Here is a 14,096-nt window from a genome sequence, read left to right as displayed (position 1 = left end):
ATCTATCAGAAATTGATCGCTGGTGCTTTTTTCTTCAAATCAGTTCATTTTTACCCACAGATATCCCTGAAGAGCCTTATTTAAAAGTATACCTGGCTGTTCCGCCCGATCCTGAAAACAAAAATATTTCTGGGCTTGATGTAATGATCTGCTCTGCGGATATCGAAAAGCTTTACGAATATGAAAAGCTTGAGCCTAAAAAGAACTACGAATTTAAAACCAAAATTCAATCCGGTTCTCAGAACAAGATTGCAATCAAGATTATTGGCATCAAGCAACCTGCGGCGAAACAGGCGCAGTAATGCAACTGCTTCTGTGTGATGGTTTCAGTACGGATGCTGACGGTGGCATATCCTGCTCCGGTAATTCCGCCGCCATCACACTCGAAGAAGTGCAGGCATCCCCTGCATCAACTGGGCTGACGAAAGAACAGGCAGATGCGCTTCTTGGTGCTTCTATTCTCGTACTGGTGATTGCGTTCATCTTTGCCCTGTTACTTCGTCAATTACGTTAACCAACAAGGAGATTAGCCATGAAGAAGCTAAAACACCTTGCACTCCTGCTGGCAACTTCAGTGATGGCATCCAGTGCCTTTGCTGAGATTGATGTGTCCGCAGCCACGACTGCCCTGACTACCGATGGTTCTGCTGCGATTACCGCAGTAGGAACAGCCCTGGTAGGTCTGGCCGGTATTGCCGTGGTGTTCAAGTGGGTCAAAGGCGCGATGTTTGGCTGGTGACTGCCTGGGCGGGGTGGCGGGAGGCTTTGTTCTCCCGCTTTTTATGACCAGGGATGGTCAGCATGCTGGCAATGTACGACTGTATGGATGCAGGAGGTAGGGTAATGCAGGAGCGATTACCGAGGAGCAATTGTCAGTGTATTTATTCTTTCAAGGATGAACAAGTGATGTGGATTCCAGATTACGGTTGGGTGTATGTCATTGTCATTCTGATGGCCATCTGGACGATGAAGCCATGATTTACGTGTTTTTTCTTTTATCATTATTTGCTGTACCTGCCCATTCTGTTGAAGGTGTTTATTGGTACAGCAGTAGTTACATGCAGGATGCAATAGCGGACTCTAATCCTGCCGACGTCTGCTTACGTTCCGCAAAAAAAGTGTTTGGCGATGATGCGTATGTTGTTTCATATCCTGATGAAAACGGTGAGGGATGTGTCGGTACTGATCCACATAATAAAAACAGAAATTTTATTATCAGGTATTTGCCTTTCAGTTGTCCGGGTAATGAAACATTACTGTTTTATGATGATACCACCTATGGTTTTATCGGCTGCGGTGTTGCATCCAATGAGTGTTCAGCTGCCAAACCCATTACCAGTTCTACCCAAGCTCAAACTGCCTGTTACAACCAATGTGGATATACAACACTGGGGGGCTTTCGTGACTATGATAATGCCCTGGCTCCAGTGGCCTATGAGTATCTCCCAACAGGCGATGTTTGCTCAGGTAGCGAAGATACTTCACAACTTGCCGGTGTCAGTGAATACACAGAAATCAACGAAGAAGAATTGGATTGCCGCAGCGATCCTGGTATCCAGGTCTGCATCAGTGAAGATAAAACCTGCAAGATAGTAAACGGCTATCCGGTCTGTTTCGATGAAGCGACCAATCAGGATGAATTGAATTGCGGCACCTTCAACGGCGAAGTCGTCTGCTTCGAAAAGAATGCTTATAGCAACTGCCAATACGTCAACGGTGAATACCTTTGCACCTACCCTGAGGGTAATAAGGTTGATCCCGATTCAGTGGATCACCCTATCAATGGCGGTAACGCCAATGGTCTAACCCATGACGATATTCTTGATCAACAGGATCTCACCGAAAACACCCCTGAAGCGCAATCAGTAAAACAGATCGTCAAAGAAACGGGTATTCGCCAACAGGCAGAAAAACAGGCGGAGTCTGATAATCCATCGTCTTCTATTTCTGGTTTAGGTTGCGATAAAGAAGTGTCGTGTACCGGAGACGCCATCCAGTGTGCCATTGCCCGTATTCAAAAGAAGCAGTTATGCCTGTCGGAATTTAACGAGAGTGATATCAACTCCATCATCAGTGGCAATTCTGAAATGTCACCATTGGGAACGCTTCCAGGGGATACGCTGGAAGTGCATGTGGATGATTTCCTGGAAACCGATGAATACGTCACTTCCGATAATCAGTGTCCTGATCCTCTTAGCTATACGGTGCTTGGCGTTGAGTATGAAATTATTCTGAACCCGCTCTGTGATCTTGCTTCTTACATCTCTTATTTCATCACCTTTGCTACCTGGTTTTCTATGTCGGTAGTACTGGCGAAATCAATGGGCACAGGATAAGGAGAAATTCATGGGTTACATACTCACTTTTATTGTCACCACCATTGTTCCCTTGGCATGGCTGTTACTGCGAGGTTTGGGAGCTGGTGTCGTCACCTACTTTGGGTTAGACCTGCTGATTGATTACCTGGGTGATCAAATACAGGCCAACTTCGATGGAATGCCGGTGGCGATGTTCCAGATGCTCTCCCTGATGGGCATCCCAAAAGCCATCAATATAGCATTGTCGTTTATTACCGTGATCATGGTGGTGAAGGGCATCACCTATTTTAACGGACGGCCTAAACAAAGCGTTTCCTTCTGGAAAGGCTTTGGTGGCACGTCCTGACCACTCGCTGTAAAAGCCGTTTATCAGCCGCAGGAAACGATGTTCTTTTGACAAAAAGAACTTGGTTTCCTGCGGAATAAAAAACCAACAACAAATCACAAGGGCAGTAGGGGAAAAGGGAAGAGTGCCATGCTCCATTTCATCACTGGCAGACCAGGTGCGAGCAAAAGCCTGAACTGTTTTAAAACCATCTGCACTGACAAGAAATACGCCGGTCGCCCAAAGTTTTACAACAATATTAAATTGAACCTGCTGGATTATCAGCAGTGCCAAACCTTTCAGGCGTTTTTCTACGACTGTTATCTTCCATCACTGACAAAAAATCAGCGGTCAGTGATTGATCCGATGATTCAGCCCGTCCACGAAGAGAAACGATTTGTTGAACTGTTTGATGCACCGTTTCTGGAGCAGGTATTCAAGCAGCACGATCCCCTGAGGCAATGGCTGAAGTGGGTCAAGGCTTGCTACCCAGCAGCACAGGTACAAAAGGTATCAGAGATTGAGAAGAATGCACCAGAAGGTGTGGAACTCACCTTCAAGGATTTCGAGCATCTCAACCTGCACTGGACGCACTTTCCTGAACCTCGTCAATGGTATGACCTGCAAGGCCACTCGGTGCTGGTCATAGATGAAGCCCAGGAATTCTTTCCGGTGCGTTCAGGAAAAGACAAAGTACCTTTATATGCCTCACGATTTGAAAAGCATCGCCACGACAGCTTTGATGTCATCCTGATTACCCAGCATCCCAACTTTCTCGATGTTCACCTGAGAAGGCTATGCGGCCACCATACCCACTACTTCAACTTCTGGGGTTCTTCCAAAGTCACTCGCTACACCTGGGACAAGTGCGCTGATCCCGATGACCATTTTGCTAAAAAGGAAGGCCGCAAAACCGTCACCAGCAAACCCAAGAAATACTTTGGAGTTTACTTCTCGGCCTTTGGGCATACCCACAAGCTGAGCTTGCCGCCTGTGGTATGGCTGATTCCAGTCTTGCTCGGTGTAATCGGCTTTGCACTCTACCTCGGGTTGACCACGCTCTACCCTGATCAACCCGGCGAAGCCGCAGCGGAACCAACAGCGACTCTGCTGCCCGTTGCTGACTCCCAGCCCCAAAGCCGCGAACAATACCTGACACAGCGCAAGCCGAGAATTACCGGCCTGAAACATACGGCACCGGTCTACGACCACCTGACCAAACCACGATCCTTCCCCAAGCCACAGAACTGTGTGCTGTGGCGAGAGGGAACGGAGCAGGAAGAGTGTGTCTGCTACTCCCAGCGCATCACCCGCATGGAGGTACCGGACTACCTGTGCAAAGCCGTTGTTCGCAATGGCTACTTTGATGAAACCCTTTCCGATAAACGGCACGACAGAAACAGTCGCCGCAGCAACAAAAGAGCAGTAGAACCTTATGACGAACTATAGAGCTGGCACTGTGCCAGGCTGCAAAGCGCAGCGCAGCCTAGCCTAGCACAGGCGGACGTTCCTGTAGCACGTCTTTAAACTGAACCAGTAAAGCGCTAACAAGTTATAAGAAAAGGAATTCTTATGAAATCATTAGAAAGATACGCGTTATCGGACAATGGAACAGACACCATCACTGACGACAAAGGCTTACTATTTGTTCATCCCAGGTATGGCAAGGTCGCTGACTTCTACCAGGACAATTTCCAGATAGTAGGTACCTATGTGGATACCCTCAGGCAGTTATATCGAGGGCAGATGAACCCTGACTTTCTGGTGAACTGTGAAGAGTCCATCGAGTTTGGTGAGAAAACCTTCCGGTTTATGGGTTATGACTGGTTGTTGGGCAAAAGTGGTAAGGCTTCGGGTTATCAGTACCGGCTCCAGAATAATGATCTTGGTTTGATCATTTTCTTCAAAATGTTTCACTCCAAAGCGGAGTCCATCGGATCTCATCTGAAAATCGAATGTTCTCCCTGGTTTCTGGATAACCGGAAACCAACCGCAGTGGATAAGTTCTTGGACAAGATAGCGAAGAAAGTTCTGAACTGTGCAGAACCCCACTACCCAGCGATTCATCTGGCCGTGGACGTTCAAGGCTGGAAACCGGACAGTGATTTTTCCGATAGAATGCTCTGTCGATCACGGCGAATCTCTCAATACAACGGCATAGATAAAGCTGAGTTTAACTTCTCAGAAATCTCAGGCATCTATGACCGTTCACAGTCGTTTAAGTTCGGTTCAGCCGGTGCTGTGCAACTGGCGGTTTACAACAAAACCGTACAGGCCAGAAGTATTGATAAGTTCGACTATATGGAACACAAATGGGAAGAAAGCACGAAGCTATCAAATGGCAGTGTTGGCTATAACACTGAGCAGGATGTATTCAGGGTGGAACTGCGTTATCACCACTCAGTGATTCAGCAATTTGCCTTGGGAACCTGCAACAAGGAAACAGGAGAGGTTGTGCTTAAGCTGAAAACTTATTCACAGGTGGTCAAACATATCCAGGCACTGTGGCAGTATGGCCTTACTTCCTTTAAGTTGAAGTACAACAGCAACTACCTCGATCCCATCTGGACAGTTCTTCAGGAAGATATTGTGTTTACTTTTCCAGAGTCGTCTTATGATAAGAATTTGCATTACAAGCGGTACTACAAAAAAGCTACTTCCTTCTCAGGTAAGAACTATCAACTCTACATGGGTAACTTCCTGTCCGCCTGTGCCAGAAAATCTACGCCATTCAAAAAAGTACTGAGGGAGTTACAGGGCAGTATGATCTGGTCTGATATTGCATTGCACTATGAAAAGAGTCAGACGACAGAAAACCAACTGATAGAAAGGCTCAAAGAGTCTTACCAGGAAAGACTTCTGTTGGGCTACAGCATCTAAAGACAAAAAATAAAAGAGGGGCGAACCCCTCTCGGTTATTTCTTGGTAGATCGAGACTTATCGTCGTGCAGTTTAAGAACTGAGTCGAGGATATCCTTGATCGCCATAAGCTCTTCAACCTCTGCGTTGTAGCTCTCACGAATCACCTTGGTGGTGTACTGAGACAGGTTAGATATCTCTTGTCTCTTACTTTCCAGCTGATTTTTAGTCAGATGGATCAGGGTGCAAAGCATTGAGTTAGTGAGTGTTTCCATGATGTTTTACCTCTTTTGCTGAATGTAATTTGTCTAGGAACAGCAAGAGATCGGGTCAAAAAAATGTTTTGTCCATAGGGCAACAGATTTTTTTGAGTAAGAACGATGTTGTTCAAAATTACATCAATTCAGCAGAAGAGGTGGATCATGAGCGTAACGTTCAATTATGAGTGCTTTGCCTCTTGCAGTTGATGGAATATACAGCGTGGTAAGTAATTTGGGACAAAAGTATTGCTCTGATATAGAGGCTTGAAGCTAGATTCTCGGTAGTATGCGGCAGTAGGTGGCGAATACAATCTTGAATGTTGTTCCGCATACAGAGAATAATGGGCCATTAAGATTACGTATCTCGAAAGTGTTGATCAGTCCAATCGTGATATGCTACTGAGCGATTTTTCCCCAGGATAGAAGATTTTAGATGAACGACTTTTTGACTAGAGCAGAGGAAGTGTTAGCACCGGAGGCAGCTGATTTAGTTCCTGACGGAAGTACTACAACTGCTGTTGTACACCAGTGGTTACATGCTTTGGCTTATGAAAAAAGATTGTTCTCTGAGGAGAGAGTTTCTCGTCACCAGCTGGTGTCTAAGTTAGCTGATAATGGGTTATATGAAACTTGTGCAATGCTAAAAGATAAGCTTTCAGACTCATTGAAGCTTGTGCCGCCTGCAAAACCTGATTTTACTTTTATTGATTTATTTGCCGGTATAGGTGGATTTAGACTTGCTCTACAAGAGCATGGCGGGGTTGGTGTTTTTAGTAGTGAATGGGATAAATCTGCTCAAAAGACCTATTTTGATAATTATGGTGAACTGCCTTTTGGGGATATAACCTCTCTGACTAGCGAGAGTGTAACTGATGAAGCACTTAGCATGATGATACCGGATCATGATGTTTTAGCCGCTGGTTTCCCTTGTCAGCCTTTTAGTCATGCTGGAGTGTCGGCAAGATCTTCTATAGGTAAGGAGCATGGCTTCAAGTGTACAACCCAAGGTACGCTTTTTTTTGATGTTATGCGCATAGCGTCTGTAAAAAAACCCAAAGTTCTTTTCTTGGAAAATGTTAGGAATATAGAGAGGCATGATAAGGGTAACACGTTCAGTGTTATCAAGGAGTCAATAGAAGAAATCGGTTATGATTTCAAGTATGCACTGATTGACTCATCATCACTGGTGCCGCAGCGGCGAGTACGTTGTTATATGGTTTGCTTTAGGAAAGACTTAGAGGTCGATTTTAAATTTCCGCCATTTACTGGTTCACCTAGAATTCTTAGAGAAATTTTGGAATATGATGTGCCTGATAGTTACACAATTTCAGACAAGCTTTGGCAGGGGCATATTAACAGGACGCAGAGAAACTTAGACCGTGGAACGGGTTTTACTGCGTTCACAGCAAACCTTGACAAGCCATCTAATACTTTGGTTGCCAGGTATGGCAAAGATGGTAAGGAATGTTTGATACCTCAAGAGAATAAAAATCCTCGTCTTTTAACGATTAGGGAATGTGCAAGATTGCAAGGCTTTCCAGAAGAGTTTGTAATGAAGCAGGCAAAGACACCTGCTTATAGACAGTTTGGTAATTCTGTTGCTGTTCCTGTCGTTTCAGCGATTGCTAAAGAGATTATCAAGGAGATGTTATGAACTTTCAGGGATTTTGTAGCCTTTTAGAAGACAGCGATGGTCTTAGGTCTCAGCAGAGCGTTACAACTAATAATACTTTTGTAATTAGCTTTGCAAAAGATGGGGGGACTGCATTTAGTGTTGACCCTGTTGATATAGTTAACTTCCTTGAGTTCTTAAGAGATAGGCACTCTGAATGCGTGCAAGCTATTGAGTCTGATCCTCGGTATAAAGCAGATAGTTATTTGGTTTATGACGAGAAACCCTATAGGGCTCTTTATAGGCTATGTTCCGATAATATCAGCTTGAAAAATATCAGTAGTCTTGGGGGGAGTCAGACAAAGGCTATAACACAAGTCATATCTAAGCTGATTGCCTATGTAGCTGAATTGGAGTATCAAGGCGTGGCTGTTAATACGCTGTTTGATATTGACTCAGTAAACGCTGCCCTTGATAAAATGCCTGAAAATCTGATTAGCCTCGAAAGTGGTAATGATAGACCTGTTGACGTTGACAGTAATAAGGACAGGTTTGTGCAGTGGTTGAGGAATCGCAAGTTATCCGAACGGACGATCAAAAGCTACGCTGATACAGCAATGAATATTGCGGACCAGACACTCAGGGAACTTGCTATTTTCGAGCATAGCTTATACAAGGTTTTGCCTATTAGCCCTATACTATCCGCAATAGATTTACTGTCTAAAGATCCATCTTGGAGAGAAAGGAACGAAGCCGGTAATGAAATGTATCAGCGAGCTATAAAGCTGTATGCTGATTTTTTGAAAGAGACATTTAGAGTTGACGTCAAAGGAGCCCCTTTACCTAAGCCTTTTCTCCTACTCGCCGGTATTTCTGGAACGGGCAAATCACGCTTCATCAGAAAACAGTCCGAGGCCAGTAACCCAATAAATCCTTCTGATAGCTTTTGTCTGGTTCCGGTTCGTCCTGATTGGCACGAACCTTCAGATTTATTGGGCTATGTATCTCGTATTGATAAACCAAAATACATCACTACAAAAGTGTTGGCTTTTATCATTCGTGCCTGGAAGCACGTAGCGCCCAATGCCTCGGCTACTGGTGCTGGTAAGCTGGATATGGATGCACCTCCCTATTGGTTATGTTTGGATGAAATGAATCTTGCTCCGGTGGAGCAGTACTTTGCTGATTACTTATCAGTGCTGGAAACTCGTGAGTATAACGAGACAGAAGGGTATCGGTGCGAACCGCTGCTTGATCTGAAAGCGTTGAATCCATCTGGTGACTTGGATCTGCAAAATGACCTGGGCTTGTCGGAAAATGACGAGCTATGGACATTCTTTAAAGAGCATGGCATTGGTATTCCGCCCAACTTGCTGGTTGCAGGTACGGTGAATATGGACGAAACGACTCATGGTTTTTCCCGCAAGGTTATTGATCGTGCATTAACTCTCGACTACGGAGAGTTTTACCCAAATGAATTCGATTTGTTTTACGCAGGGCAACCTGAGAACCATATTTTCCACTGGTCTTTATTCACAACCGCGAAGCCGGAAGACCTGGCAGATACTTATGACGCAGATGGAACAAAGAGTATTGCTTTCCTTAAGGCGGTGAATCAGGTTCTTAAGCGGACTCCGTTTGAGTTGGCTTATCGTGCCCTTAATGAGTTGTTGTTATACGTTGCTTGTTTCCAGCCCAAAAATAATAGTGAGTTGCAAGCAGTATGGGATGACTTTTTAATGACGAAAGTTCTGCCCCGCATTGATGGTGATGATGATAAGTTACGGGTCGTGATTGATGGAAAAACGGTCAACCTACTGGGTGGATTGGAAGCTTTGCTTGAGGGGAGGCTGAGCGATATTTGGGATGCAAGTCGTCCTGATCTGTTTCGTAAAGTGAAAGCAGGGATTTCCTGTCGCTCCCGCGCGAAGCTGAAATGGATGAGTGACAAGCTTGAAAGTCACACATTTACTAGCTACTGGCCGTGAGTGGGTAACGAGCTATGCCGGAATTGGCTGTTATTGATACAGGGCATTTTAGTTGTGTTATCTGGTCAAAAGATGTTCGCTCCAGTCAACAAAGACTGAGGCGAACGCTTGAGGAAAGGGGGCAAGTTCCCCCTGTTTCTGATATTCGCTTTTCACCTCCTCTATTAATGAAAGGGGAAGCGGAGATTGTCTCGCAACAGGTTCTTGATGACCCCGTATTTTTTGAGAATAAATACTATGAGATAGAGTTTCTATTTCGTCAGTCGCTCAAACCTGGTGAGCCACTTCCCGAGGTTAGGCATAAGCTCAAGGCCGTAGAGGATGCGTTTCATTACAGCAGTCGTAGTCGTTCTCTTCGTGGCAGCATCAACACAGGTAATCATGTTGGTGCATTTTCGTTCACGCTGGCATACCCCTACGAAGGTTCATTGATTGAGCAGTCTTTTACGTTTGATGTTCTCCCTTTGAAAATGGATATGCAGTCTGATTTCAAGGCGATGAATGATGCTGTCGATGCTGTTTTTCCTTTGTGGCGATACTCGTTGGCGGAAAGTACCAGCCATTCTTTAAGCGCTGTGAAGAAACCGCACTCCCAATTCCTGTTACTTTGGTTTGCCCGTTTTGAATCCTTACATAAGGAGCTTTTGGCTGGTTTAAAGCATGTTGTAAATGCCCCCCATAGCCGTTTAATGGAGTACAAGCATTCGGTGCCAATGAGCCGATTAAAGGGGAGGCTTTCCAGAAAGCAAGAAGAGCAGTTGGCTTTGGAAAAAGCGAATAAAAATTACGAAAAGTCTTTCACGCTAAGCAAAAAACGTTTGCATGTTGATACTCCTGAAAACCGGTTTATCAAAGCTGTGCTTGAGCATGGAACTGCAAAACTGCAACGAATTCAACAGCTGGCTGCAATGGCTCCAGAGTCAGGGAAAAGCCGTTTTTCAGACAGTTTTCTCGACAATCTAGCATCGTGGCAGAAAGCGTTACGCCATTTCCAGAAACAACCTTTTTTCAGGGAAGTGGGTGATTACACGGGCATGAAGCGTGAGTCCCTGGTTTTGCAGCAGAAGCCAGGTTATTCCAAAGTTTATAAAATTTGGCAGCAGCTGAAATGGTATCTTGAGCTTCTTGATGGCGAAGATCGCCTTTCTTTGCGTAATGTGGCTGAAATGTATGAGGTCTGGTGCTTTTTGGAAGTACGCCGGATTTTACTGGAGCTTGGCTTTATAGAGATTCCAAAAAACAGGGTGCCCCTTGTAAACACCGGTATCAGGGTTTCAATGCAAGATGGAATGGCTGGCGCGTTCCATTTTCAGAGGCCGGATGGTGTTAAAGTTCGATTGGCTCACGAACCGCTTTTTAAGAAATCACAAGGTAATATCAGAACATGGTTAGTACGACAAAAGCCGGATATTTTGTTGGAAGCGACGTTTCCTGATGGAGCTGAGATTATCTGGCTGTTTGATGCAAAGTACCGTATTGATACATCAAAAGACGACTCTCCAGCCCTTAAAGGAGCTGATCGAGTACCGGACGACGCTATTAATCAGATGCATCGTTATAGGGATGCACTGATTCATAGAAGTAAGTTCGACGACAAAGGATTTACCAAAACCCGCCCTGTCTTTGGTGCTTACGTATTGTACCCTGGTTTTTTTAACCAGCTCTGTGAACGAAACCCTTATGGGGCAGCGATTAATGGGGTCGGTATCGGGGCATTCAGCCTTTTGCCGCAAGCTGACAACAAAGGGAGTCATTGGCTATCGGTATTTTTGAAGCAAAAGCTTGGTGATATATCGGCTAAATATACAGTAGCGAATAGTGATAGATATTTTGTAGAAGACGCTTATCGTATTTCAGGCAAAGGCTATTCTATCTCCCACTACCAAGGTCTGACTATTTTGGCGAGTCAGTTGGGGCCTGATCGTAATGCGTCGTATATGGACCAATTTCGGAAAGGCGATGCCAAGTTCTATCATACCAAAATGCTTGCGTTTACACGGCAAGAAATCGAACAGCATATTGCCTCTGAAGCTCGTTATCTTGCTGTGGCATTAGATAATGAGACGACTGGTAATCGTGAGGTTGACTACATTTATCCAATTGTTCAAGCCAAAAGGGTTCAGCGAGGATCTCTTACCGAAGAACATACAGGTACTCCTGTTGTCGTTGATCCCGATGAGTGGTTTTGGTTGTTCGAGTTAGGGCCTGCGTTAAAGCTGAAAAAGACGTTAATACAGTTGCGTAAGGAACATTTTGAATTAAAACTGGCCAAAATAAATGATCTTAGTCATGACTATGATTGGGATGGGCTGCCTGAGTTGTACTCTTCTTTAATGAAGAAAGTGTGAGTAGTTATTTCTGTCATGACAGATATTGTCAGTAAAGAAAAGCGTTCAAGCATGATGGCTGGTATTCGAGGTCGGGATACCAAGCCGGAGTTGCTTATCCGTAAAGCTATATTTGCCAGAGGCTTTCGTTTCAAACTACAGGATAAGTCACTCCCAGGTAAGCCTGACTTGGTTTTCCCCAAGTACAAAGCGGTGATTCAGGTAAATGGCTGTTTTTGGCATGGGCACGATTGCCCGATATTTCGTTTGCCGAAAACCCGAAGGGATTTCTGGCAGGAGAAAATTACCGGAAACCAGCTGAGGGACAAACGAAATATCGAGCTTTTGAAAGGGGCTGGATGGCGTATATTGACAGTCTGGGAGTGTGCTCTCAAAGGACAGAATAAATTGCCTCTGGGTGTTACTGTAGACCTTATTGAAAATTGGTTATTGGCTGGTGACGAAACTTCTGTTGAGATCAGGGGGGTATAAGCATTTGTCAGTCCCAGTACAATGAGCAGTTAAACTTGAAGCATCTTATTAAGGCTTTGATCGACATATGAAGAAATACCAAGAAGCTTTTGGAGTGAACTATGATCTCGGTATTTGCATACCGGAAAGCTTTATAGATGAGTCTTACAAAAATGATACTGGTCCATGTTTCGTCTATCAGGTTGGTACGGGTATCTTGAAAATTTGGATACTGCCTGAGCTGCCAAGTGAAAGAGATATTGAAGGTGGCTTACGTTATACATTAATAAAGATGAAGGCTGAGCCTGGGGATGATTACCAGGAGTTTGTTGATGTGTTGTTTGAATGTGAGTCTCCAGCTGAATTTGAGAAAGTTATTTCTAATCATGAGCAGTTGATTAAGTGGCTATCTTGAAAGTTCAGGATCTTTGATGTTGAATGTTATCAGGTTCCATCTCCAGTGAGCTAACCATGCACCGATATAACTATGTCGGTGAATAACATGGTACGGGTTAGCATGCGAAAGGGTTGGAGATCACCTCTCAAGGAAAAACCACTCAGAAACCCAGGGCAGTCTCTGGATGAAAAGATCCACCACTTACAGGATGTAGAGACCAATTCTTATCTTTTGATTGCCCTCAGTGCCTTGGTGATGGCTTTCTACGAGTGGTTCCGCTGGTATACCGATGTTGGCTACCATCCTATCGCCTTGACCATTTTCGCGCTTCTAGTCTGTGTTTACTGTGGTCGAAAAGTACGACAGGTGGTTTACAGGGGGCGTCGTCTGAAGCAGGGCAGGGATGGCGAAAAAATTGTTGGGCAATATCTCGATGGCTTCAAATCCATTGGCTATCGGGTATTTCACGATATTGTCTGTGACGGCTTTAATATTGACCATGTGATCACCTGCGAGCATGGCGTTTTCACGGTGGAAACCAAGACATATTCCAAGCCTGGTTCTGGCAGGCCTGAGATACTTGTTAAAGGTGATAAAATCACCGTTAATGGTTTTACCACGAACAAAATTGTCTACCAGGCAAAAGGAGAAGCAGCCTGGCTGAAACAAATGCTTCTTGAAACCACCGGCGAAAATTACCCTGTCCGGCCAGTGGTTCTATTCCCTGAATGGTATGTAAACTCTTCCCAGGCTAGCCTTGATCTTTGGGTGTTGAACCCTAAAGCCCTTCCTACGTTTATCTCCAATACTCCCAAGCTACTTTCTCAACAGCAAGTTATGCAGTTGACTTATTCTGTGTCAAGATACATCAAGACTTGCTGAGTGATTATGTATTTTGAGCTAGTGTGGATTCATTTCATCCAAGTGAAGGTGTCAATACAGGTATATCCTCCTCTTCAATCTCAAAATAACCATTTTTGACATCAAGAGAGATAACTGAAATTGGCCTCATTTCCTTTTCCATAAAAATCTTTTCTACTATTTTTTTAAGTACTAATCTGTGTTTTTTTGGCCACGGAGCCTTTAGCTTGATACTAGCTTGATCCGCATAGCCTCTGTATATATGTAGTGTTGAAGTTCGACCATTATTATCTTTAAACCAGATTATCAATTCTCCTTCATTGCTAGAAACATCGAAGACTAGTTCTTTGTTTATATCCAGCCAATTGTAAAGTGAAACTCGAAGAAGATCAGCTGAATCAAAAGTCTGATTGCCTTGGTAAATGCCTGCATTTTTCTCGCTTGTGGATATAAAATCTGCATGGAAAGAAATATTGGCACTCTCAGGCACCATTGGCTTTCCATCAATAAAGATGTGATAGCTGTGATCAAACTTCAGACAGCTAGTATTTATTGTCCAGAAAAACTCTAACCACGAGGTGATCTTACGCCATAAGATGCCCCAGCAATTCCCGCTCTTTCCTGAAGCCTCACAGCTGCAAGATGTACAGAGGAGGTAGAAAAACACAGCCCGCACAA

The 14,096-nt window shown here is 44.5% G+C and carries 15 protein-coding genes; 13 read left to right on the top strand and 2 right to left on the bottom strand.

The window, feature by feature from the left end; all coding sequences use genetic code 11:
- From Q1B11_RS19535 to Q1B11_RS19505, 7 genes are all read left to right on the top strand, one after another.
- Positions 1–302 (top strand): hypothetical protein (locus Q1B11_RS19535; RefSeq protein WP_299735564.1); only part of this gene is annotated, 302 nt, incomplete at its 5' end.
- Positions 302–514, top strand: coding sequence for a hypothetical protein (locus Q1B11_RS19530; RefSeq protein WP_299735562.1), 213 nt, complete (start codon positions 302–304; stop codon positions 512–514). The genes Q1B11_RS19535 and Q1B11_RS19530, both read left to right, overlap by 1 nt.
- Before the next feature lie 18 nt (positions 515–532).
- Positions 533–739, top strand: a complete 207-nt coding sequence (locus Q1B11_RS19525; protein ID WP_299735560.1) for a major capsid protein — start codon at positions 533–535, stop codon at positions 737–739.
- A 169-nt stretch (positions 740–908) separates the two neighbouring features.
- Positions 909–2,336 (top strand): virulence factor TspB C-terminal domain-related protein, encoded by a 1,428-nt coding sequence (locus tag Q1B11_RS19520; protein ID WP_299735558.1) that lies wholly within the window; start codon positions 909–911, stop codon positions 2,334–2,336.
- Between the two features lie 10 nt (positions 2,337–2,346).
- A complete protein-coding gene (locus Q1B11_RS19515; RefSeq protein ID WP_067581934.1) occupies positions 2,347–2,664 on the top strand; it encodes a DUF2523 family protein in 318 nt (105 codons plus the stop codon).
- 129 nt (positions 2,665–2,793) lie between these two features.
- Positions 2,794–4,092, top strand: coding sequence for a zonular occludens toxin domain-containing protein (locus Q1B11_RS19510; RefSeq protein WP_299735554.1), 1,299 nt, complete (start codon positions 2,794–2,796; stop codon positions 4,090–4,092).
- 123 nt (positions 4,093–4,215) lie between these two features.
- Complete coding sequence (locus Q1B11_RS19505) at positions 4,216–5,523, top strand: hypothetical protein (protein WP_299735552.1); 1,308 nt, start codon at positions 4,216–4,218, stop codon at positions 5,521–5,523.
- Positions 5,524–5,558: 35 nt separating this feature from the next.
- Here Q1B11_RS19505 and Q1B11_RS19500 read toward each other — a convergent pair whose 3' ends face one another.
- Complete coding sequence (locus tag Q1B11_RS19500; protein ID WP_299735550.1) at positions 5,559–5,777, bottom strand: hypothetical protein; 219 nt, start codon at positions 5,775–5,777, stop codon at positions 5,559–5,561.
- A gap of 418 nt (positions 5,778–6,195) precedes the next feature.
- Between Q1B11_RS19500 and dcm the strand changes: the two genes are divergently transcribed.
- The 6 genes from dcm to Q1B11_RS19470 all read left to right on the top strand — a co-directional run bounded on the left by dcm (position 6,196) and on the right by Q1B11_RS19470 (position 13,439).
- Complete coding sequence (dcm, locus tag Q1B11_RS19495) at positions 6,196–7,416, top strand: DNA (cytosine-5-)-methyltransferase (RefSeq protein WP_299735548.1); 1,221 nt, start codon at positions 6,196–6,198, stop codon at positions 7,414–7,416.
- Positions 7,413–9,362, top strand: a complete 1,950-nt coding sequence (locus tag Q1B11_RS19490) for a hypothetical protein (protein WP_299735546.1) — start codon at positions 7,413–7,415, stop codon at positions 9,360–9,362. Before dcm ends, Q1B11_RS19490 begins: the two co-directional genes overlap by 4 nt.
- A 14-nt stretch (positions 9,363–9,376) precedes the next feature.
- Entirely contained in the window at positions 9,377–11,710 is a 2,334-nt protein-coding gene (locus Q1B11_RS19485) for a DUF2357 domain-containing protein (protein WP_299735544.1), read from the top strand.
- 15 nt (positions 11,711–11,725) lie between these two features.
- Positions 11,726–12,181, top strand: a complete 456-nt coding sequence (gene vsr / locus Q1B11_RS19480; protein ID WP_299735542.1) for a DNA mismatch endonuclease Vsr — start codon at positions 11,726–11,728, stop codon at positions 12,179–12,181.
- A 67-nt stretch (positions 12,182–12,248) separates the two neighbouring features.
- Positions 12,249–12,575, top strand: a complete 327-nt coding sequence (locus Q1B11_RS19475; RefSeq protein ID WP_299735540.1) for a hypothetical protein — start codon at positions 12,249–12,251, stop codon at positions 12,573–12,575.
- 102 nt (positions 12,576–12,677) lie between these two features.
- Complete coding sequence (locus tag Q1B11_RS19470) at positions 12,678–13,439, top strand: nuclease-related domain-containing protein (RefSeq protein ID WP_299735538.1); 762 nt, start codon at positions 12,678–12,680, stop codon at positions 13,437–13,439.
- Between the two features lie 34 nt (positions 13,440–13,473).
- Here the strand turns inward: Q1B11_RS19470 and Q1B11_RS19465 are convergent.
- A partial coding sequence (locus Q1B11_RS19465; RefSeq protein ID WP_299735536.1) for a hypothetical protein occupies positions 13,474–14,096 on the bottom strand: 623 nt, incomplete at its 5' end.

Source organism: uncultured Endozoicomonas sp., from assembly GCF_947495845.1.
Taxonomy (GTDB): domain Bacteria; phylum Pseudomonadota; class Gammaproteobacteria; order Pseudomonadales; family Endozoicomonadaceae; genus Endozoicomonas.
This window is presented reverse-complemented; position numbering and strand designations above follow the sequence as displayed.